Below are 23,732 nucleotides of genomic sequence, written 5' to 3' on the forward strand. Positions count from 1 at the left end.
AACCTACCGAATGACGAAATTATACGCCACAAAATTCAGTTTTTCGATTCTGGCATTTCTTTTCAGCCTTACTGCATTTGCAACTCTACTGCCAGATTTTACTATAAATGCCACTACCACACCGCAAACCTGCCTGGGTACGGGCTCAATTGCCTTCACAACCAGCGGCACAACAGCAGGCTCAACGCTTGATTATAAAATATATAAGCTGCCTAACCTTACCACACCTGTAGCAACTGTAACAGCGAGCCCCGTTATAAATCTGACAGCAGGTGATTACAAAATTATAGCGACGCAAACTCTTGGCGCCGAGCAAAATACAGCAGAGACTACTGTTACAATTGCTAATTTAGGTGCAGAACTCAATTTTACCCTTACTCCTCAAGGTGTTCGCTGTGGCTATGACGGCATGATTACGGTTAATGTAACATCCGGTACTGCCACTCAATATGAAATTATTGCCGGCCCGGTTACAAAGCCGCTTCAGGCATCAAATATGTTTACTGGCCTGCCTGCAGGGCAATATCAGGTAAGGGTATATGATGCTTGCGGAGATGCATCGGTTGTAACAATTACACTTGGAACTGCGCTGCCACATATTGCCATTGATGGGGTTACTATTGAATCTGGCTTACTTCCATCATGCAGCACAATTAGCGTGAAAAATTTTTTCGGTACAATTACAGGTTATGAAATTTTTTATCCGTTAACTTTTGTGTATACTATAATGCCTCCCGGAGGTGCATCGCCTATTACCCAGACAGTTGTGGTAAACAGCGGTTCAAATTCTGGCGGCAACCTTGAAACTATTATACCATTTTACCATAATCAGTCATATTTTTATAACCTGAAAGTTACAGATGCCTGCGGTAATGTCTACAGCCGAAACAACAATGCCGTAAACCAAAAACTATCTGTAAACGCTAACCCTGAAATTGAAGGGTGTAATGATAATAAGTTCGGGATAGGCCTGGCTAACTTCCGCCCGCCCTACACTGTTGTCTTCACACAGGCACCTGCGGCATTTTTGGCAAACCCGGCGTTGTATAGCCCCACCCACCCAAATTTTACTGACACTGCTGTTTACGGCATACCCGGCAGTTGGGTGCCCGAAGGAAACTATACTGTACTTGTAACAGATGCCTGCGGCCACACTGCCACAAAGAGTTTTGAAATTACCGACCCTGACCTGGAACCGGGTGTAAGCGCTGAGGTTGAAGGCTGCAGTACAACGGGCGAAATAAAAGTAACCGGAAGCTCAAACCTGCTGGTGGTAAAAGTGCTGGTGGCGCCGTCTGCGTTTTCTGCCGGGCCATACCCGATAGACATTTCCTCTCAAATTGATGAGGACGAACTGGTGATACCCAATGCACCTCTCGGCTATTACAAATTTGAAATTACTGATGAATGTGGCGGGCCATACGAAAAAGATGTTACTGTACAGGTAAATAACGTTGACCTGAATATGACTGTAATACAGCGCCCGGGCTGTGCACTTGGCATGGGCTCTGTAAGGCTGTCAATAAACCAGAATAACATATTAACCAGCGTTAAGATTACACAGTCGCCACCGGAATTTGCAACTAGCTACCCTGTAGATGTATCAGCAAACATACACGGCTACAACTTCTCAATGAATTCACTTCCGGCAGGTGTTTATATGTTTGAAACTATAGATAACTGCGGCACGCAGCGTAACAGGCAGATAACTATTGAGGGCTACCAGGTTACGGTAAATGATATTGAAGTCACACCTCTTTGCCTGTCTTTCCAGCTAAAGCCGCTGCACACCAGTAACGGTACCTATACAGCATCATACTGGCTGCAGAAATATGACCCTGCTACTATGACATGGGGACACCCGGCAGGTACAGGCACCCCATATCTTGAAGGAACGCTGCCGGGCTCAGGAAATTCATTACCAATAAACAACAATGTAAACAATATCAACCTGCAGTATCTTGGCGACTTCCGTATTGTAAAGGTTTTTTATACCTTTAGTAATGGCGCCACAGCCAACCAGCGCTGTGTTGAAGTAATAAACACTTTTACTTATGATGGTAAGCCGAGCATTGTAAATACAAATACATTTCCGTGTGCCGGTGGCCTAATGGAAGTTGCTGTTGAGGCAGTGGGTGTTCAGCCATTGGTATACAGGATAACTCATAAAAATGGAAATCCTTTCCTAATAAATAACGGCACTTCAAGCCTTTTCAGCGGGCTTGAGCCAGCAACATACACTTTCCAGCTCACAGATAATTGCGGTAACCTCAGGAACACTGTAATTACCATCAATGCAGTTAATCCTATTACAATAACCCAAACCGGGCAATGTGCTGCAAGTCCTGTCTCGCTTTCGGTACCTGCTTTTTCATTCCTCAATTTCCAATGGTATAAGCAGGGTGTTCCGGGAACCATACTTTCAACAACTGCGTCGCTTGATTTCCCTTCATTTAACCCTGCTACACAAGGCGGCACATACATTTTGCAGATAACATCTGCTGCAAGTACATGCCTTAACCAGACTATACCCCACACTATAAATATACTGCCGCAACCGAATGCCGGTCAGGATGCAGCAACATCGTTTTGTAACAACGGCAGCACAATAGATATATCATCATACCTTACGTCACCTCATGATGCAGGCGGCACATGGACAGACATGAGCGGGACAGGGCAGTTTAGCGGTACAAATTTTAACACTGCCAACATACCGCCGGGTACTTACCAGTTTAAATATTCGGTGGCGGGCAGCTGCAGCCTTACGGATGATGCTATTGTAAGCATTACACTAAAGGCGAAGCCGGCAGCTCCTGTAGTCACTCCGTTACCTGCACTTTGTGAAGGTGCAGGCGGACAGTTGGTAACTGCAGCCATACCGGGAGCGACTTATCAGTGGACGGGCCCAAACAATTTTACATCGTCTGACCAAAGTCCGGCCTTTGTTTCATTCACTCCTGCAATGGCGGGTAACTATACTGTAAGGGCCACTGTAGACGGGTGTACATCAGATCCGTCTACTGTAACTGTAACAGTAAATGCTATTCCACAGTTTAGTATTGACGGCGTTTTATTGCTTTGTGCAGACCAGGATGCTACACTAACGGTTACTCCTTCCAACTTTAATGTGGGCGATCACAATATCACTTATACATGGTATGAAGGTTCAAATATACTTACAGGAGTAGATGCTTCGGCAATCGAAGTGTCTTCACCCGGAACGTATAGTGTAGTAATAGATAACAATGGATGTACTTCACAGCCTGTTATACATACAATTGCAGAAAACGCGATAACAACACCAATTGCTATTGAACATGGCTGTGAAAATGATGCTTATATTGTGCGTGTTGCCAATGCTGATGCGTTTCCAGGAACATTTTTTGAATGGACAGGGCCTGAAGGATATAATGGTGCTGGCCCACAAATTGATATTACCGGACTTGCTGCAGGTACTTATAACCTTATAATAACTAATAATGAAGGTTGTACTGCGGGTAACAGTGCAGATGTTATAAACACATACTGCAAGATACCTAAAGGCATTTCGCCAAACGGTGATGGTGATAATGATGTTTTTGACCTGACGAATTTTGATGTGGAAGAAATAAAGATATTCAACCGCTATGGCCTTCAGGTGTATGAGAAGAAAGGTTACATAAAAGACTGGCACGGGCAAAGCGACAAAGGCAGCCTGCCTGCCGGAACGTATTATTATGTGCTGCGCATGGCAGGGGGCAGGGAAAAAACAGGATGGGTTTACCTACAGCTGAATGAATAAATAAAGCCCGCTATACGCGGGCTTTATTTATTTGAACGTGTAAGTACCTGAATCGTAATCGCCAGCGAGATTTTCTCACTGAGATGAAATTGGTATTATTTGCTATCCCTCATCTCCTTCTGCAAGAAGGCTTTCACGCACTTTCTTGAAAAGGTCTGATGAGTAAACGAATTCTACGATTGATTTATTACGGGTTTCAAGAATCTGGTCTTTATCACCCTCCCACTCCTTTATGCCATTCTTCAGGAAAACGATTTTCTCGCCAATCTGGAGTACCGAGTTCATATCGTGCGTATTGATAACAGTGGTGATGTCATACTCTTTTGTAATTTCGCCTATAAGCTCATCAATTACTATTGATGTTTCGGGGTCGAGGCCGGAGTTAGGCTCATCACAAAACAGGTACTTTGGGTTGTTTACAATTGCACGCGCAATGGCCACCCTTTTTGCATACCTCCGGAAATTTCGTTGGGAAATTTCTTATTGGCATCTTTAAGATTTACGCGCTCAAGCACTTCGTTTACGCGGTCTCGAACTTCTTTAGAACGTTTTTTTGTAAACATTTTTAGAGGAAAGCCTACGTTATCTTCAACAGTCATAGAGTCGAATAGCGCACTTCCCTGAAAAACCATACCTATTTCAGTACGCAACGCGCGCTTTTCATCAGGCGATAGTTCGCTGTAAATACGTCCGTCAAAAGATATGGTGCCACTGTCAGGCTGGTGTATCCCGAGCAGGGTTTTAAGCATTACAGTTTTACCCGAGCCGCTTCGGCCTATTATCAGGTTGGTTTTACCGGTCTCAAAAGTTGTAGAGATACCTTTTAAGACTTCAGCTTCACCAAATGATTTCCTTATGTCTTTTACTTCTATCATTAGCTTAAAAGGAGTTGGGTTACAATATAATTTATCAGGATAATCACTACAGATGTCCACACGAATGCCGTTGTACTGGCTTTACCAACCTCAAGCGCCCCACCCTTCATGTAAAAACCATGAAATGATGGTATTGTCGCCAAAACAAACCCGAACAGGAATGTTTTGAAAAATGCGTAGAAAATATGGAATGGGATAAAGTCTGTCTGCATACCGGTAATAAATTCATCACTACCTACAAACCCGCCGTACACACCGGCTACATAACCGCCAAAAATACCCAGGAACATTGATATTGATATAACAAACGGGTATAAAAGGAAAGCGATAATCTTAGGGAATACAAGATAGTTAAGTGAATTTACACCCATCACCTCAAGAGCATCAATCTGCTCGGTAACACGCATTGTACCTATACTTGAGGTTATATATGAACCGGCACGCCCTGCCATGATGATGGAGATAAACGTTGGGGCAAACTCTAATATCACCGACTGCCTTGTGGCAAATGCAATGAGTGATTTCGGGATCAGCGGGTTGTTAAGGTTAAGGGCTGTTTGTATTGCCACAACCGCCCCTATGAAGAACGATATGAAGCACACAATACCCATAGAACCTACTATCAGGTCATCTATCTCTTTAAAAATCAACGGCTTCATTACTTTCCATTTGGTTGGTTTATTGAAAACCTCTTTAATCATCAGGAAGTAAATACCGATATAATGTAACGCTTTGATCATTGAACAAAAAATATTAGGCTAAAGTACCGATTTGGCAGGAGTAATTAAATGCCGTTAATGTTTTTTTAATACAATTCGCGTTAAAAAATCTTTTCCTTCATCTTCTTCCAGCGATAGCTGCGGATGAAAGAAGCCTGTTCAGGAGTCACAAGCATCATTTTTCCTGAAGTTTTTGCTTTAAAGAACCCTGACATATAATCAGTGAACAACATCGGCTTTTTCTTGCGTAGCGCCAGTTTTAGCGAAGCAATTGCGGTTATAATTAAGCCGTAGCCCAGCGTGTAAAATGCCTCACCCTGCTTGTAGCGCGCAGATTTATCATAGCTGGCCCCGGTAGGCTTTAAGTGTTTTACTTTAAGATCTGGCAATGTTATAACTTCCCATCCGTAGAATTTCGCCAGTAATTCATCCGCGGTGTCCCACCCCATAGCCGGGCGCAATCCTTCCATTTGCTGAAAAAGCTCTTTACGGTATGCTTTAAAAGCTCCGCGAATATGGTCTTTATCAGTCAGGCTTTCCAGTATCCATTCGCCGTTTTTTTCTATGTAGGCAAAGCCGCCCGCCATGCCTGCTTGAGGATTTTGTGCAAAGACTTTTAGCACCTCTTCAAAATAGTCTGGCGGAAGTATCAGGTCAGCATCCAGCTTTACGATTATATCATAGCTGTCGTCCAGAGCATCTAAACCTTTTTGAAATGCCCTGATCACCTTACTTCCAGGTAAGTGAACGGCATCGCTTTTATTGGATATAACTGAAATCCAGGGATTGTTTAAAGCAAAATTTCTTGCAATTTCAGCGGTTGCATCTGTAGAATTGTCATCAACCACTATTGCTCTCGCAGGCAACACGGTTTGTGCAGCAAGCGATTGCAGCATTTGGCCTATGAAAGCAGCCTCGTTATAAGCAGGGATAACAATGTAGTACTTCATTCTATGAACAAATATCATACTTTTCTATTTATCACATAAATAAAAGTATATTTACACCTTAAATTTTGTTTAAAGTCATGAAAAAATATTTACTTATTCTGTTTTCTACAGTTGGAATGGCGCAGGCACCTTATCCGCATACAGCCGCCACAAATTTTTCAGCAGAACGGGTAGCAAGTTTTGGTGTGATGGGCACCCCAAACGATTTACTTGAAATTACCAATTCTACACAATTTGATAACAGTTTTATACCTTCAATTTGGGGACATCAACAATCAGATACGAGATATGTTTTAAGACTTTTTGCTACAACAACCTCAACTTATGACATTGGAGACTCGCCAATCATGGTTTTCAGGTCTGAACTTAGAAATTCTATAAACCTATCCGCACCACAAAATAGCACATTCCCATGGGGCATAAGTGCTGCAGATGTTGTAACAAGGCCGGTATTTGCATGGGAAAACGGTAATACACAACTTATGACTATGCGGGCAAATGGATTTTTAGGGTTGGGCACAACTACTCCAACGGCTCTATTTCACACAACCGGCACTATAAGATTTCAAAACCTTCCCAATAATACAAATCCAAGCTACATGCTTGGCACTGATGCCAGTGGAAATGTATTTGAGTATCCGGTTTCTACAAGTGGCGGTACTGCCGATGCGGACTGGCTAAAGCCTGACGGAACCGTGCCGATGGCAATTGGCGATACAAAATATACTAACGGATTGATAGGCTTTAATACATCGAACCCTACAGCAAATATACATGCAAATGGGACTGTCCGCTTCCAGAATCTGGCCAATGCCACAACAGCAAGTTTTATGCTCGGGACCGATGCCAGCGGTAATGTATTTGAATATCCTGTGCCTACCGGCGGGACAACAGATGCCGACTGGCTAAAGCCTGATGGAACCGTGCCAATGGCAATTGGCGATACAAAATATACTAACGGATTGATAGGCTTTAATACATCTAACCCAACAGCAAATATCCATGCAAATGGGACTGTCCGCTTCCAGAATCTTGCCAATGCAACTACCGCCTCGTTTATGTTGGGTACAGATGCCAATGGGAATGTATTTGAATATCCGGTTCCTACCGGCGGGACAACAGATGCTGACTGGCTAAAGCCCGACGGTACCGTGCCTATGCTTATTGGAGATACAAAATATACTAATGGCTTAATAGGTTTCAATACATCTAACCCAACAGCAAATATACATGCAAAGGGAACAGTACGTTTCGAAGACATGGCCAATGCAACAACTCCTTCATTTATGTTAGGCACAGATGCAAATGGCAACGTGTTTGAATATCCTGTGCCCACCGGCGGGACAACAGATGCCGACTGGCTAAAGCCCGACGGTACCGTGCCTATGCTTATTGGAGATACAAAATATACTAATGGCTTAATAGGTTTCAACACATCTAACCCAACAGCAAATATACATGCAAATGGTACGGTGCGGTTTCAAAATCTTGCCAATGCTACAACAGCAAGTTTTATGCTCGGGACCGATGCCAGCGGTAATGTATTTGAATATCCTGTGCCTACCGGCGGGACAACAGATGCCGACTGGCTTAAACCTGATGGTACTGTACCTATGCTTATTGGCGATACAAAATATACTAACGGATTGATAGGCTTTAATACATCGAACCCTACAGCAAATATCCATGCCAAGGGAACAGTACGTTTCGAAGACATGGCCAATGCAACAACTCCTTCATTTATGTTAGGCACAGATGCAAATGGCAACGTGTTTGAATATCCTGTGCCAACAGGAGGCACAGGGACTCCCGATGCCGACTGGCTTAAACCTGATGGTACTGTACCTATGCTCATCAGCGATACAAAATATACTAATGGTTTTATAGGTTTTAATACATCTAACCCAACAGCAAATATTCATGCAAAGGGAACAGTACGTTTCGAAGACATGGCCAATGCAACAACTCCTTCATTTATGTTAGGCACAGATGCAAATGGCAACGTGTTTGAATACCCGGTTCCTGAAGAAGGTATAACAGATGCTGACTGGCTGAAGCCAGACGGAACAATTCCAATGTCAATCAATGACGTAATTTATACAAATGGAAAAGTAGGGATAAACACCAACATATTCCCTTCGGTGGTGGGAACAGAAGATATAAGTTCTTATAATTTATTCGTTGCCGGTGGAATATTAACCGAAGAAGTAAGAATTGCATTGCAGGATGAGTGGGCCGACTATGTTTTTGCCGAAGGTTATAAGCTGCCTACGCTAAAGCAGGTAGAAGAGCATATTGCTGAAAACGGCCACCTGATAAATATACCAAGTGCAAAACAGGTAAAAGAAAACGGTGTAGAACTTGGCGAAATGAACAAACTACTGCTGGAAAAAGTTGAAGAGCTTACGCTATATATGATTGAGCTGAACAAAAAACTGGAGGCACAGCAAAAAGAGATAGAAATCCTGAAACAAGGCAAAAAATGAAAAAAATTTTAAGTCTTATTTTTGTTTTTTCTGCAACGTATATGTTTGCAGCTTCATTTCGGGAGAATCGAATGTCATCTGCACATGACAGTTCAAAACTTTTTGTAGAAGTATTTAAAAGCCAGATAAAAACTACCTGTGACCAATTTATCTCTCTAACATTACCCGAAAGCAACAATTTTATTATATACCGTGCTGCCAATAGTGTTAGAGTGGGCTCTGGATATAGGATTGAAGCTAACTCAAACTTAAACATAACCATGAAGGCCGGCAGAGTAATTGTGCTAGAGCCAAAAACAGCTCTTTTAAAAGGCAATAAATATCTTGGAAGAATTGAGCCATGTGAACCTACATGTCCGTTGGCTTCCGATTGTAAGGTCCCAAAAGGTTTGTCACCAAACGGCGACAACAAAAATGACACGTTTGACCTTTCTGAAATTTGTGTAAGAAAGCTTAAGATTTTTAACCGATATGGTCTAACCGTTTACGAAGCTGATAATTATATGAATGAGTGGCATGGCCAGTCATCTTACGGTGATTTGCCCACAGCAACGTATTTTTATGTTATTACGCTGACCAGTGGTGAAAAAATTACCGGCTGGGTGTACCTGCAGAAATAACGAAGCCTTTAATTTAAGAAAATTAACCTTGTTCAGCCCTATTACATTAAATTTGCATCAATGGCTGTAAAATTTAAACCGGATAAAGTTGCAAAAAAAGGTTTTCGTAATAATTGTAACCTATAATGGTGCAAAATGGATAGAGAAATGCATATCCTCTCTGCTAGTATCATCTTACCCTTTACATATCATTGTGGTTGACAACAACAGCAATGATGATACAATTAACTTGCTCAGACAATTTCGCGATATCGAAATAATTGGCTCAGGGACTAATCTTGGCTTTGGCCGCGCCAACAATATCGGCATGAAGAAAGCGCTGGAAATGGGCGCCGATTACCTTTTCCTTCTTAACCAGGACACATGGATTTTTGGTGATACGATTGCAAGCCTAGTAGCTAAAATGGAAGAACATCAAATAGTCGGGATATTGAGCCCAATGCATTACGGCCCTGACGAGATGACGCTTGATCCTGGGTTTGCAACCTATTATTCAAGGAAAATTAATAGTCTAAATAATGTACGCATCGTTCCGTTTGTAAACGCAGCAGCATGGATGCTTTCACAGGATTGCGTTGAAAAGACCGGTTATTTTGAACCGGAATTCAGCCATTATGGCGAAGACCGTAACTATTGTGACAGGGTGCGCTATCATGGCTTTGATATCGCCATAGACGATAATTCCGGTATCGTACACGACAGGATAATTACCCGAAATTTCAAAAAGATATTGTACAGTCGCGTTATAAAATACTGGCTACGCTTCTCAATATCAATCTTGGTTTGGGAGCTGCATATATAATAGCCCTCCGCGAAGTTTGCGGCCTTCCGAAATATTTCATAAAGCATTACGGCTTTATAGCAGTGAGATTGTTTTTTAATCTAGCTGGATATTATTTAAAAATGCTGCTATCTGCAGGAAAAATTAAAACCATCCGCAACAGTCATAAATGATTAAGGGTAAAAAAAGCTAACATACGCCAGGTTTTGCTGTTTTCTGTCATAAATTATGCAGGGATGGCCATTGGCATAGTATCGGTGCTTTTTATTTATCCGCTTAACAATACCTTTGCGGGTACTGTACGCCTTATCGACAATATATCTCAAATACTCTTCCCTTTAATGGTATTAGGTGCTTCACATGCGCTGATAAAGTTTTACCCCGGCCTAAGCCCCGAGCGAAGGCTGCAGCTGTTTAACTATAGCATGGTTTCAATTTTCTATATAAGTCTGGCAATTTTTTTTGGATTGGTACTCTTCAGTAATTGTGGAAATTATGAAAATGCAAAACTGTTATATTATGCTTTCCCTATCGCTGTCTGTCTTGCCTACATTGAATTGTTTAAAAAACAGTCACAAGACCTACAGCGTATTGCTATACCAACACTATATGAAAAGATAATTCCTAAAATAGTATTACCTGTTTTATTCCTTTTAATGGCTTACGGAACATTACAGCCCAATGCATCTTTATTTATCTACACCGCATGTTATATCTTAATTTTAGGCCTTACATCACTCTATCTTTTCAGGTATTTTAAGCCCGGAATTAATTACAGGTTTAAAACCCTTTTTGGAGAGTTATCCAGAAAGGATTATTATCGCTACAGCATTTATTCTTTTGCAGGCAGTCTTGGTTCTATGCTGGCTTTCCGGATAGACGGGCTTATAATCCCAGAGTTTTTCTCGCTGGCGGATAATGGCGTGTTCGGCTATGCTGTTACACTTTCATCAACACTGCAAATACCTGCAGTAGGAATGTTTGCCCTGTATGCACCGCTTATTTCAGGCTACATTAAATCTGGCGATATTGATGAACTCAATTACAAATATAAAGATGTAGCACGTTTGCTGTTGTTTATAGGGGCATTGCTTTACAGCTGCATTTTATTGGGTGTAGAAGACCTCTTCCTTTTGCTGCCCACTTACGAAAAACTAAAGGGAGCCATCCCTGTAATTTACGTTTTAGGATTAAGTGTTGTATTAAACATGGCTACCGGCTTCAACGGAGAGATTATTACTTATTCCAAATACTACCGCTTCAACCTTATAACTGTTGCATTGCTTATTGTTTTCAATATATCCTTCAGCCTTTATGCTATTTATTATACTGATATGGGTTTAACCGGGGTGGCCTGGGCATCGTTTTTATCAATGTCGCTATTTAATATTGCCAAGTTAGCATTCATATACAAAAAATTCAGGCTGCTGCCGTTTGATGGCAGGTTCGCCAAGCTTGCTGTGATATTCACGCTTTCTACTATTGGTATTTACCTTTTGCCTGATAGCAGTTCGCACTTCATAAACCTTATCTATAAATGCGGTCTGTCATTATTATTGAATGTCCTGGTGGTATACCGCATGTGCCTTGTGCACCAGGTAAATGATTGGATGGATAAGCTGCTGGCTAAAGTTATCCGCTAAATCTTGTACACAAAAGCATTGATGTTCATACCCGCCCCTACTGATGCAAATATCAGTACATCGCCTTTACTGAGTTGCTGGTTTTCAATCTGCCCTTTTATCAGTAAGTCATAGAGTGTTGGCACGGTCGCCACACTACTGTTACCCAGTTTATGGATGCTCATTGGCATTACACGCTCAGGTGGAGTCTTGCCATACAGCTTAAAAAATCTGTGTATTATTGCCTCATCCATCTTTTCATTGGCCTGGTGTATAAGAACCTTCTTCACATCATCTATTGCCACACCGCTTTTATCAAGACAGTCTTTCATGGCTTGCGGCACATGGTTAAGCGCGAATTCATATATCTTACGCCCATACATTTTGATGTACCGCACATTGGGGTCATGTTCTTTGTTGAATGAATTTCCGAAAAATAGAAAATACGCTTCATCATACGTATAAGACGCCGATGCATGAGCCAGGATTCCGCCCTCATAATCGGTGGCTTCAATCACACTTGCGCCTGCACCGTCACTATATATCATACTGTCCCGGTCATGCGGGTCAACTACGCGCGACAGGGTTTCAGCGCCAATTACCAGGCAGCGTTTTGCCATGCCCGACATGATAAACGCGCGTGCCTGTATAACGCCTTCTACCCAGCCCGGGCAGCCAAAAAGTATATCATAAGCCACGCATTTCGGGTTTTTTATACGCAGGCTGTGCTTTACCCTTGAGGCAATGCTTGGCACAACATCAGTCTGGATGGCGCCCTGCTTTACATTACCAAAGTTATGTGCGAGAATGATATAGTCAAGTGTTTCAGGGTCAATACCTGCATCTTCTATTGCTTTTTGGGCGGCAAAGAATGCAATATCACTTGTGAGCAAGTCGTCATCGGCATAGCGGCGTTCTTCAATACCGGTAATACTTTTAAACTTTTCAGCAACAACTTCATTGCTGTAAGGCAGTGGCCTACCGTCATCATCAAGAAACTGATGTTTTGCAAAATCAATATTGGCCACAGCCTTGTTTGGTATATAGCTGCCCGACCCCGTAATCCTGATATTCATAAACCCGTTGTTTTTATATAAAGGTACGTAAATAAGCACGATGATATCTGAACTGATGTAATAATTGACTAATAACCAAAAAAGAGCCTGAAAATTCCGAAATAGGTTTTTATTTAACGGATGGCTGTAATTTTACCTGCATTACTGTTGCTATTGACAATGCACGGGTCTTGATCTTTTCGGCGTTGGAACCTTCAAAATGGCAGTCAACCGAACCATAAAACACTTCAAGCCATGTTTCAAACCTTTCTTTGCTAAGCGGCGCCTTAGCATTTAGGTTAAGATGTAACTGCATTACATTGTTGCGATAATCTCCTGTATTAAATACCACCCCTTCCCAGAAAGACACAATGTGCGGCAAGTGGGCCTCAAGGTCTATCTGCGCGACATCATTAAAGATATACGCCATTGCATCGTCCTGCAGCAACGTGTTGTAGAAAGCGCGCATTAATACTTCAATGTCAGCCCTGTGTTGGATATCTTTTTTTCTGCCACGAAATTCACTAATTATACAAATTTAGAAGAAATTGAACGTAATAAGTATCTAATCCCGTATACTAATTACGAAAACGTTATATGTTAAAGTTCAAAATTATGCTTGCATATATAATTGAATGTTGCGTAAGTTTGTGAAACAAGAAATAGCAAAATGGTACTTACAATTTGTCAATATCGCTCAACAATGATGTGGAAACATTCCGCAGGGGCCGGTATTGTATAGATTTATCATATAGCATAAAATCACAATCAGGCCCCTGCAACTAAACTGCAGGGGCTTTTTTATTATATTAAGAGCAAAATGAAAACAGCAATAAAACATATTAACCACTGTACCTGTACCTGCACTATGCAGATGTACTGGCATATGCTTTGCTGCCACAGCGGATGACGTAATCTTTAGTTTGTATAATCAGGTAAAGGTCCTCCCAGGCAGCATAGCACAGGAGGGCCTTTTTTAGTTTCAATCATCATCATTAAATAAAAAAGTTATGGATACAAGATCAATTAACGTCTTGGGCTACACCGGGCCCGATAGCCGGTTTACAGTACGCACTTACAACACACAATTACAGCTGAGCGAGAAAATAGATACCAATGACCGCACCAACCCTTATGAATACCTTTTGGCAGGCTTTGCAGGCTACATAAACGGCGTTGGCAGGCATGTTGCTGCCTGCCAGGGAATAATACTGCAATCGCTGCAGGTAGAGATAAAAGCCGACCCTTTGAAGAATGAAAAGCCGGGTTTTGAAAAAATCAGGATTGTAGTTATGCCAACCACAAAAGCAACACTGGCTTCACTGCAAAAATGGCTGAAAGATGTACAGTCGGCAACAACGGTTTACAATAGTATATCGGCTACACAACCCGAATTTGTACTGTACAAAGAATATTCACATACATGAATTTCCCCATGAGGAATCACGATAGTTTGTTTGTTTAAAGTTTGTTTGTTTGGTTTGAAACTGCCCCCGCACGTTTCGGGGGCGGTTTTAAATTTTATCCCGTAAAATCATGACACAAAAAATCAATATAGTGCTGTTTGGCATAGGCAAAGCCGGCAGTGCCCTAATTAATAAATTCCAGAAAAACAGGAAAGACCTGCTCCTTGACAGTAAACTTGATTTCCGGTTTCCTGTAATAACAAATTCCACAGTGGCTTTCTATGAAAAAGAAGGTGGTACTTTTGCCTGGGAAGCCAACTTTATACAGTTTGGCGTGCCTTTTAAAATGGAAGATGTGTATGAATATATCTACCAGAACAGCCTGGAAAACCTTATAGCTGTTGATGCTACGGCAAGTGATGCCCTTATTGAAGAATACTCAAGGCTGCTGCACAACGGCTTTACTATAGTATCAGCCAACCCTTCTGCAGATATAAATGTTTTTCAAGAATTCTCGGCAGTAAACAAAACCGCTGATGAGGTAGCGGATGCGTTATACAGAGGTGTGGTTGAAGTAGCAGGGAAAAGAGATGCAGCTTAGAAGTACAATAATTTCATTCAGCATATTGCATCCTAAACTTTTATTGCATTACTTTGCAGTGTTCTTTTACAAACTGATACGTTATCACGAAAGGCAGAGGGAATAGACCCGATGAAGCCTTAGCAACCCTTTATACTTAAAGAAGGTGCTAAATTCTACCGCATGTGCGGATAGATAACACACGTAATATTCTTCACGCAGAATATTCTCTCCCCTTTTTGATGACATATTTTTTTGAATGGACGTAAAAGCGGCCTGCTTGGCAACTTTAAAACTATTTGAACTTTCAACATTTAAACTGAAATATGTCTAAAATACATGAAGCGTTACGCAACCGCATACTTGTGCTCGACGGAGCCATGGGTACCATGCTGCAGCGCTACAATTTTTCGGAAGAAGATTTCCGCGGGGAACGTTTTAAGGATTTCCCCCACCCGCTCAAAGGCAATAATGATTTGCTCTCGCTTACACAACCGCAAGCAATTGCAGATGTTCATCGCCAGTATTTTGAGGCCGGTGCTGACATTGTCGAGACCAATACTTTTAGCGGGACAACCATCGGTATGGCAGACTACCACCTTGAGGATCTGGTCTATGAGCTGAATTATGAGTCGGCCAGAATTGCCCGCCAGGTGGCAGATGAGTTCACTGCCCAAAATCCTGATAAGCCCCGCTTCGTTGCAGGTTCTATCGGGTCCTACTAATCGTACGGCAAGCATGAGCCCCGATGTAAACGACCCGGGATTCCGCGCTGTGACGTTCGATGATCTCCGAATCGCTTACAAAGAGCAGGTAAAAGCGCTAATTGACGGCGGTTGTGATATTCTTCTGGTTGAAACCATATTTGATACGCTTAACGCCAAAGCCGCACTTTTCGCGATTGAGGAAGTAAAAGATGAACTGGAAATCGAAATCCCTATAATGGTAAGCGGTACGATAACCGATGCATCGGGCCGTACGCTTTCCGGCCAGACGGTTGAAGCTTTTCTTATTTCGATAAGCCATATTCCATTACTGAGTATTGGCTTTAACTGCGCGCTGGGTGCCGACCAGCTAAAACCGTACCTGAAACGCCTTGCGCACAATACTACGCTAAACATTTCAGCACACCCCAACGCAGGATTACCCAATGCTTTCGGGCAGTATGACCAGACACCGGAACAAATGCAGCAGCTTATAAAAGAATACCTTGATGATAACCTTGTAAATATCATTGGCGGATGTTGTGGTACAACTCCTGAACATATCAGATTAATTGCCGATATCGCGCAACAATATCAACCCCATAAAATTGAGGCAGAAATATAATGGGAGATACCAATAAATATTTGACATTAAGCGGTCTCGAGCCACTAGCTGTAACTCCGGAGAGCAATTTCATCAATGTAGGTGAGCGAACAAACGTAACCGGTTCACGTAAATTCCTACGCCTCATTAAAGAAGAAAAGTATGATGAAGCGCTTGAAATTGCGCGCGGACAGGTAGAGGGCGGGGCGCAGATCATCGACATCAATATGGATGAAGGGATGCTTGACGGTGTACAGGCCATGACTACTTTTCTGAACCTGATTGCCGCCGAGCCCGATATTGCCCGTGTGCCTGTGATGATAGACAGCAGCAAGTGGGAAATAATAGAAGCCGGACTCAAGGTTACTCAAGGCAAAAGCGTGGTAAACTCCATCAGCCTGAAGGAGGGCGAAGAAGCTTTTATTCATCACGCTAAACTCATAAAGCGGTATGGTGCAGCAGTCATCGTCATGGCATTTGATGAGGTTGGCCAGGCCGATACTTACGAAAGACGTATTGAAATATGCAAACGCTCATATGATATATTACTAGATAAAGTCGGTTTCCCCGCGCAGGACATCATCTTCGACCCAAATATTTTTCCTGTGGCAACCGGTATGGAAGAACACCGCAGGAACGCCCTTGACTTCTTCCTCGCTACAAAATGGATACGCGAAAAACTGCCGTATGCCAACGTAAGCGGCGGGGTGAGCAATGTGTCGTTCTCTTTTCGCGGGAATGATAAAGTGCGTGAGGCGATGCACTCGGCTTTCCTGTACCACGCCATACAACATGGTATGACTATGGGTATCGTGAACCCTGAGATGCTTGAAGTGTACAGCGATATTGAGCCGGAACTTTTAGAACACGTTGAAGATGTATTGCTTGACAGGCGTGATGATGCTACAGAACGCCTGCTCGCCTTCGCTGAAAATATTAAAGGCGGTCCGAAGGTAAGTGAAAAACAAGCACAGGAATGGCGCTCGCTGCCGATACAGGAACGCCTTACACACTCGCTCGTGAAAGGCCTTGATGAGTTTATAGAGCAGGATGTTGAAGAAGCAAGGCTACAGGTAGCAAAGCCTATTGAAGTGATTGAAGTTTATCTGATGAACGGTATGAATATGGTAGGCGACCTCTTTGGGAGTGGCAAAATGTTCCTGCCGCAGGTTGTTAAGTCGGCCAGGGTGATGAAAAAAGCGGTGGCCTACCTCCTCCCCTTCATCGAAGAAGGTAAAGGCAAGGGGAGCTCGGCCGGCCGCGTATTAATGGCAACTGTAAAAGGCGATGTACATGATATTGGTAAAAACATAGTTTCGGTAGTGCTGGGCTGCAACAATTTTGAGATAATCGATCTTGGTGTGATGGTGCCGCCGGAGAAAATAATTGAGACAGCCGTAAAAGAAAATGTGGATATAATTGGCCTGAGCGGATTAATAACCCCGTCGCTCGATGAGATGGTTTATCTCGCCAAAGAAATGGATAAGCTCAACATAAAAATCCCGATAATGATAGGTGGGGCAACCACATCGCGCGCTCATACCGCAGTCAAAATCGCTCCCCAATATAACGCGACGGTAGCACATGTTAATGATGCCTCGCGCGCTGTAACCGTTGCGGGCAACCTGCTTAACAGCGCAACCAAAGATGAATATTCTAAAGCGTTAAAGGCAGAGTATGACGAACTTCGGGAGGGTTACCTGAACCGTTCGCGTGATAAGGACTACCTTACAATTGAAGAAGCGCGAAAAAATAAGCTGCAACTTGACTGGGACGGGTTTACGCCTTACAAACCGAACTTTTTAGGTGTTAACACCATTTATCCAAAGATGGCAGACTTGACAGATTACATCGATTGGACGCCTTTCTTCCAGACATGGGACCTGCATGGTAAATATCCTGCAATTTTGAATGATGAGGTTGTAGGCGAACAGGCACAGTCGCTTTTTGCCGATGCGCAAAAGATGCTTCAGCAGATTATTGATGAAAACTGGTTTGAAGCTAAGGGAGTGTACGGAATTTTTCCGGCCAACCAGGTCAATGATGATGATATTGAACTAAGCCCCCTAACCCCCGAAGGGGGAATTCACCTTCACTCTGACCCGATTACGTTCTCGTCACAAGTTCCCCCTTCGGGGGCGGGGGGCTTTTCTCACATTACGCCAGCAATCCAAAAAAACAAAAGGAGCACCAAATATCGCGCTTGCCGACTTCATTGCACCGAAGGGAACTGGCAAACAGGATTACATTGGAGCTTTTTGCGTATCGACAGGCTTTGGGGTAGATGAGAAAGCGGCTGAGTTTGAAAAGAGCCATGATGATTATAACTCTATAATGATCAAAGCACTGGGCGACCGTCTGGCTGAAGCTTTCGCGGAATACCTGCACGAGAAAATCCGTAAAGAGATATGGGGTTATGCATCAGATGAAAATCTTGAAAACGCACAGCTCATTAAAGAAGAATATAAGGGTATTCGTCCTGCACCGGGCTATCCTGCCTGCCCCGACCATTTGGAGAAAAACACAATCTGGCAGCTTCTTGATGTCGAAAATAAAATAAGTGTAAAACTTACCGAAAGCCTCGCTATGTGGCCTGCCGCTTCGGTGTCGGGGTATTACTTTGCCCATCCGCAGAGTAAATATTTTGGCTTAGGAAAGATAAAAGAAGACCAGGTGGCAGACTATGCCAAACGACGGGGAATAGCCGTTGAAACAGCCACAAAATGGCTTGGTCCAAACATCGCTGATTAAGCAACTTTGAACCTTAAACTTTAAACTAAGACTTACGTGAAAGTAACTGAACATATACACAATGCTAACGGGAAACCATTGTTTTCCTTTGAAATACTACCTCCGCTCAAAGGGCAGAACATACAATCTATCTTTGACAGCATAGATCCGCTTATGGAATTCAGGCCGCCGTTTATAGATGTGACGTACCATCGTGAGGAATACGAATATAAAGAGCTGCCCAACGGCCTACTTGAAAAGCGTATAGTAAAGAAACGACCGGGCACAGTTGGCATCTGCTCAGCCATCCAGAATAAATACCAGGTTGACGCTATCCCGCATATACTTTGCGGAGGCTTTACCAAAGAGGATACGGAAAATTTCCTTATCGATCTTGATTTCCTTGGGATACAGAATGTTGTAGCGCTGCGTGGTGATGCCGTAAAAAGTGAAATTTATTTTAAGCCCGAACGTGAGGGCAATCAATACGCAAGCGAACTGGTGACACAGATAGATAACCTGAATAAAGGGATTTACCTTGATGAACATTTGCTAAACAGTTCCTGTACAAATTTCTGCATAGGTGTGGCGGGCTATCCTGAAAAGCACATGGAAGCGCCGAGCCTTGATAGTGATATCTATTTCCTGAAACAAAAGATAAAGAATGGGGCGAGCTATATAGTGACCCAAATGTTTTTTGATAATAAAAAATTCTTTGATTTTGTGGCAAAGTGCAGGAAAGAAGGTATCAATGTGCCGATTATCCCGGGACTAAAGCCAATTTCCACAAAAAAACAGCTGAACCAGATTCCACATCGCTTTAAGGTTGACCTGCCCGATGACCTTATCATGGCAGTAGTAAAAGCCACAGACAATGACGCTGTACGGCAGGTAGGCATAGAGTGGTGCATCACCCAAAGTAAAGAGCTTATTTCTGCGGGAATCCCGGTCCTGCATTATTATTCTATGGGTAAAAGCGATAACATAAAAGCGGTTGCCAAAGAGGTTTTTTAAAAAATATAGCCTCCCGCCATCACCATACCCAACCAGAAAATCGGGATGCTCTCTACCCAGAAAAGCGTGTAATATTTATTACGCTGCGGATGTGCAAAGACCGTGAAAATTGCAACGATAATAACTAATAAAATATTAATAAGCAATTGTTTATCATCAATTGTGCTTTTAAGAAACTCCAAAAAATAAAATGGTAAAAGCAAAACCAGATTTAGAATTTTGGTATTACGCACCCCAATTTGCTGCGGGATAGTTTTCAAAAAAGGGTCGTCTTCCTTCAGGTCGATGATTTCAAAAATCAGTATAAGGATGATGATGAGTAGAAATCGCTGTGCAAACTTCAGGTAAACATCTGAATATAACTCAACTCCGGAATTTATCAATGGCAATAGCGTAGTTACACCTGCCCAACACAAGGCCACAATATAAATTTTAATGCCACTCCAGTTGCGCAGGTTTTTAGTGTTAGGAAAAAACGGAACGGTATAAAGCGCTGTAAAAAGAAGAAATGCAAGGGCGGTTACTTGTGTAGCTGCTTTCAGGTATAAAAAACAAAGTCCGGCAAACGCTAACGCAATCGTACTTAGAATGACTATAACCTGGGTAAATTTCCCTTCCGGCCATTTTCGTTTGTAAAAAGCCTCGTATTTCATGAAATTATAGCTGAACATAGTTCCTCCAAACGCAAACCCGAACAAAGGCCAGTCTGCCGGAAGCCCAAACATATGCAGCGTCATTGCAGTAAGCGCCACAACCGACAGTGCCACATGAATGCTGCCGTAAATATAGAGGCGGAAAAGCTGCTGAAATACCTGCATATCCAACAAAAATAACGAATATGCAAATGGGAAAAACCATCCGTTGAAAAATTCACAAAAACCGCTATAAAAAAGCATTTTTAATTTGAATTTAATAATTAATTTTGTGCTTCTTAAAACACAACGCTATTACATGAGAACAGATGCTTTTGCTTTGAGGCACATCGGGCCCCGCGAAAATGACCTTCAACATATGCTGAAAACCATTGGGGTTGACAGCGTTGACCAACTAATATACGAAACATTACCAGACCATATCCGCCTTAAAGAGCCGCTTAACCTTGACCCGGCCATGACGGAATATGAATACCTGAACCATATTACCAAACTCGGTGCAAAAAACAAAGTGTTCCGCTCATACATAGGGCTGGGCTATCACGCAACGGTTGTACCTGCAGCCATTCAGCGCAACATATTTGAAAACCCGGGCTGGTACACTGCATACACTCCTTACCAGGCTGAAATTGCACAGGGCCGCCTTGAGGCTTTGCTGAACTACCAGACCACAATAATTGAGCTGACAGGCATGGAAATCGCTAATGCATCACTGCTTGATGAAGGTACTGCTGCTGCCGAAGCGATGGCTCTTTTGTTTGATGTGCGTACCCGCGACCAAAAGAAAAACAACGCTAACAAATTCTTTGTTAGTGAAGAAATACTGCCGCAAACGCTGTCGGTGCTGCAAACGCGTTCAACGCCGATTGGGGTTGAGCTTGTAATTGGCAACCATGAGGAATTTGATTTTTCGTCAGATTTCTTCGGGGCGATGCTGCAATACCCGGGCAAACATGGCCAGGTGCATGACTATGCAGGGTTTATCACCAAAGCAAAACAAAACGAGATAAAAACAGCTGTAGCTGCAGATATACTGAGCCTTGTGATGCTCACGCCTCCGGGCGAAATGGGCGCTGACGTTGTGGTGGGTACTACCCAGCGCTTCGGGATACCGATGGGTTACGGAGGTCCGCACGCAGCATATTTCGCTACAAAAGAAGAATACAAGCGCAGTATGCCGGGCCGCATAATAGGTGTTACTGTTGATGTAAATGGCAATCGTGCCCTGCGTATGGCCCTTCAAACGCGCGAGCAGCATATCAAACGCGAAAAGGCTACATCAAATATTTGTACAGCACAAGTGCTCCTTGCCGTAATGGCAGGCATGTATGCCGTATATCACGGCCCAAAAGGCCTTGGCTATATCGCTGATAAAGTACACCGATGCGCCGTAACTGCTGCCGATGCGCTTAACAAGCTTGGCGTTTACCAGACTAACACTGCTTTCTTCGATACGATTTTGGTGAAGGCTGATGCTGCCAAAGTAAAGGCTGCTGCCGAAGCTATGGAAATCAACTTCTACTATCCGGATGCAGAAACGGTTGCAATCTCTTTCAACGAAACGACTTCTATAGCCGACCTTAACGACATTATCAGCGTTTTTGCTGAAGTGACCGGTAAATCTGCGGAAGTGATAAAAGAACTAACCACTGAAGTAACAATACCATCAAATGTTTCAAGAAGCAGCGATTTCTTAAAGCATGATGTGTTTAATAAATATCATAGCGAGACGGCGCTTATGCGTTACATCAAAAAGCTGGAGCGCTTAGACCTAGCGCTGAACCACTCTATGATTTCGCTGGGCTCATGCACCATGAAGCTGAATGCTGCATCGGAAATGCTTCCGCTAAGTAACCCGCAGTGGAACAGCATCCACCCGTTTGCCCCGCTTGACCAGGCACAGGGATACCAGGAAATGCTGAATAAACTTGAAGAGCAGCTTAACGTGATTACCGGTTTTGCAGGTACAACCCTTCAGCCGAACAGTGGCGCTCAGGGAGAATATGCGGGTCTTATGGTGATACGCGCCTACCATCAGAGCAGGGGCGACCATCACCGTAACATTGCGCTAATCCCGGCATCTGCACACGGCACAAACCCTGCCACGGCTACTATGGCCGGTATGCAGGTTGTTGTGACCAAAACATCTGAAAACGGGAATATCGATGTGGAAGACCTTCGCGCTAAGGCTATCCAGTACAAAGATAACCTGGCGTGCATTATGGTAACATATCCGTCTACCCACGGTGTGTATGAAGCGTCGATCATGGAAATAACTAAGATCATCCACGAGAATGGCGGACAGGTGTATATGGATGGCGCCAACATGAATGCACAGGTAGGGCTTACTAACCCTGCAACCATTGGCGCAGACGTTTGCCACCTTAACCTGCACAAAACATTCGCCATACCTCACGGCGGTGGCGGACCGGGCGTTGGCCCGATTTGTGTGGCTGAGCATTTGGTACCATTCCTGCCTACCAATCCGGTTGTGGCTACAGGCGGCAACAATGCTATTACAGCCATATCGGCAGCGCCTTGGGGCTCTGCATTGGTTTGCCTTATTTCATATGGCTACATCACTATGCTTGGCGCTGAAGGCCTGTTGGCTGCTACTGAGAATGCTATCATTAATGCTAACTACATCAAAGAAAGGCTTGCGGGCCACTACGATACGCTGTACACCGGCGAAATGAACCGCGCGGCACACGAAATGATACTGGAATGCCGACCGTTTAAAGCTAATGGCATTGAGGTGACTGACATTGCCAAGAGGCTTATGGACTATGGTTTCCACGCCCCTACCGTATCTTTCCCGGTTGCAGGCACGCTGATGGTAGAGCCTACCGAAAGTGAAAACCTGGAAGAGCTTGACCGTTTTTGTGATGCGATGATCGCTATTCGCAAAGAGATTGAAGAAGCATCAGCCGACGACAAAAACAACGTGCTCAAAAATGCACCGCACACGCTTGCCATGCTGACTGCTGATACCTGGGAGATGCCGTATTCACGTGAAAAAGCAGCATTCCCGCTGGATTACCTTCATGACAATAAGTTCTGGCCGGGTGTTCGCCGCGTAGACGATGCCTATGGCGACAGGAATCTGATATGTTCGTGTGCCCCGATTGAGGCCTACATGGAAGAATAAT

At 43.3% G+C, this 23,732-nt stretch carries 14 protein-coding genes, 3 pseudogenes and 1 riboswitch; of the genes and pseudogenes, 11 read left to right on the forward strand and 6 right to left on the reverse strand.

Annotated features, from left to right (window positions below):
• Window positions 1–10 precede the first annotated feature (10 nt).
• Window positions 11–3,784 carry a gliding motility-associated C-terminal domain-containing protein gene (locus LRS05_RS14750; RefSeq protein WP_257869015.1) on the forward strand — a complete coding sequence of 1,258 codons (3,774 nt, stop codon included), beginning with the start codon at window positions 11–13 and terminating at the stop codon, window positions 3,782–3,784.
• 102 nt (window positions 3,785–3,886) lie between these two features.
• Here LRS05_RS14750 and LRS05_RS14755 read toward each other — a convergent pair.
• The 3 genes and pseudogenes from LRS05_RS14755 to LRS05_RS14765 form a co-directional block, all read right to left on the reverse strand.
• Window positions 3,887–4,659 (reverse strand): annotated as a pseudogene (locus LRS05_RS14755) (ABC transporter ATP-binding protein).
• Window positions 4,659–5,399 carry an ABC transporter permease gene (locus LRS05_RS14760; protein ID WP_257869016.1) on the reverse strand — a complete coding sequence of 247 codons (741 nt, stop codon included), beginning with the start codon at window positions 5,397–5,399 and terminating at the stop codon, window positions 4,659–4,661. The pseudogene LRS05_RS14755 and the gene LRS05_RS14760 overlap by 1 nt, the downstream one beginning before the upstream one ends.
• A gap of 80 nt (window positions 5,400–5,479) precedes the next feature.
• Window positions 5,480–6,328, reverse strand: coding sequence for a glycosyltransferase family A protein (locus LRS05_RS14765; protein WP_257869284.1), 849 nt, complete (start codon window positions 6,326–6,328; stop codon window positions 5,480–5,482).
• Window positions 6,329–6,405: 77 nt separating this feature from the next.
• Here LRS05_RS14765 and LRS05_RS14770 point away from each other — a divergent pair, with 77 nt between their 5' ends.
• The 4 genes from LRS05_RS14770 to LRS05_RS14785 all read left to right on the forward strand — a co-directional run bounded on the left by LRS05_RS14770 (window position 6,406) and on the right by LRS05_RS14785 (window position 11,858).
• On the forward strand, window positions 6,406–8,814 hold the full coding sequence (locus LRS05_RS14770; protein WP_257869017.1) for a hypothetical protein: 2,409 nt from the start codon (window positions 6,406–6,408) through the stop codon (window positions 8,812–8,814).
• On the forward strand, window positions 8,811–9,434 hold the full coding sequence (locus tag LRS05_RS14775; RefSeq protein WP_257869018.1) for a gliding motility-associated C-terminal domain-containing protein: 624 nt from the start codon (window positions 8,811–8,813) through the stop codon (window positions 9,432–9,434). The genes LRS05_RS14770 and LRS05_RS14775 overlap by 4 nt, the downstream gene beginning before the upstream one ends.
• An 88-nt stretch (window positions 9,435–9,522) precedes the next feature.
• A complete protein-coding gene (locus tag LRS05_RS14780) occupies window positions 9,523–10,236 on the forward strand; it encodes a glycosyltransferase family 2 protein (protein WP_257869019.1) in 714 nt (237 codons plus the stop codon).
• Window positions 10,237–10,451: 215 nt separating this feature from the next.
• On the forward strand, window positions 10,452–11,858 hold the full coding sequence (locus LRS05_RS14785; protein ID WP_257869020.1) for a lipopolysaccharide biosynthesis protein: 1,407 nt from the start codon (window positions 10,452–10,454) through the stop codon (window positions 11,856–11,858).
• On the opposite strand, the gene LRS05_RS14790 is transcribed toward LRS05_RS14785, so the two are convergent.
• Window positions 11,855–12,913, reverse strand: coding sequence for a 3-oxoacyl-ACP synthase III family protein (locus tag LRS05_RS14790; protein WP_257869021.1), 1,059 nt, complete (start codon window positions 12,911–12,913; stop codon window positions 11,855–11,857). The genes LRS05_RS14785 and LRS05_RS14790 overlap by 4 nt on opposite strands.
• Before the next feature lie 109 nt (window positions 12,914–13,022).
• Window positions 13,023–13,361 carry a group III truncated hemoglobin gene (locus LRS05_RS14795; protein WP_257869022.1) on the reverse strand — a complete coding sequence of 113 codons (339 nt, stop codon included), beginning with the start codon at window positions 13,359–13,361 and terminating at the stop codon, window positions 13,023–13,025.
• Between the two features lie 541 nt (window positions 13,362–13,902).
• On the opposite strand from LRS05_RS14795, the gene LRS05_RS14800 reads away from it, so the two are divergent.
• The 5 genes and pseudogenes from LRS05_RS14800 (at window position 13,903) to metF (ending at window position 19,930) form a co-directional block, all read left to right on the forward strand.
• A complete protein-coding gene (locus tag LRS05_RS14800; protein WP_257869023.1) occupies window positions 13,903–14,319 on the forward strand; it encodes an OsmC family protein in 417 nt (138 codons plus the stop codon).
• 109 nt (window positions 14,320–14,428) lie between these two features.
• The gene (locus LRS05_RS14805) at window positions 14,429–14,899 is read left to right on the forward strand and encodes a hypothetical protein (RefSeq protein ID WP_257869024.1); all 471 of its coding nucleotides are present in this window, start codon (window positions 14,429–14,431) and stop codon (window positions 14,897–14,899) included.
• A 78-nt stretch (window positions 14,900–14,977) separates the two neighbouring features.
• A riboswitch (SAM riboswitch) is annotated at window positions 14,978–15,080 on the forward strand.
• 124 nt (window positions 15,081–15,204) lie between these two features.
• Window positions 15,205–16,207: pseudogene (locus LRS05_RS14810) on the forward strand (homocysteine S-methyltransferase family protein).
• Window positions 16,207–18,937: pseudogene (metH, locus tag LRS05_RS14815) on the forward strand (methionine synthase). Before LRS05_RS14810 ends, metH begins: the two co-directional pseudogenes overlap by 1 nt.
• A 36-nt stretch (window positions 18,938–18,973) precedes the next feature.
• A complete protein-coding gene (gene metF / locus LRS05_RS14820; protein WP_257869025.1) occupies window positions 18,974–19,930 on the forward strand; it encodes a methylenetetrahydrofolate reductase [NAD(P)H] in 957 nt (318 codons plus the stop codon).
• Here metF and LRS05_RS14825 read toward each other — a convergent pair.
• Window positions 19,927–20,748 carry a hypothetical protein gene (locus LRS05_RS14825; RefSeq protein WP_257869026.1) on the reverse strand — a complete coding sequence of 274 codons (822 nt, stop codon included), beginning with the start codon at window positions 20,746–20,748 and terminating at the stop codon, window positions 19,927–19,929. The two genes, metF and LRS05_RS14825, sit on opposite strands and share 4 nt — an antisense overlap.
• A 133-nt stretch (window positions 20,749–20,881) precedes the next feature.
• Between LRS05_RS14825 and gcvP the strand changes: the two genes are divergently transcribed.
• Window positions 20,882–23,731: an aminomethyl-transferring glycine dehydrogenase gene (gene gcvP, locus LRS05_RS14830; protein WP_257869027.1), complete on the forward strand. Its 2,850-nt coding sequence runs from the start codon at window positions 20,882–20,884 to the stop codon at window positions 23,729–23,731.
• The last annotated feature ends 1 nt before the right edge of the window (window position 23,732 follow it).

The sequence above is a fragment of the Flavobacterium sp. J372 genome (genome assembly GCF_024699965.1).
GTDB lineage: Bacteria > Bacteroidota > Bacteroidia > Flavobacteriales > Flavobacteriaceae > Flavobacterium.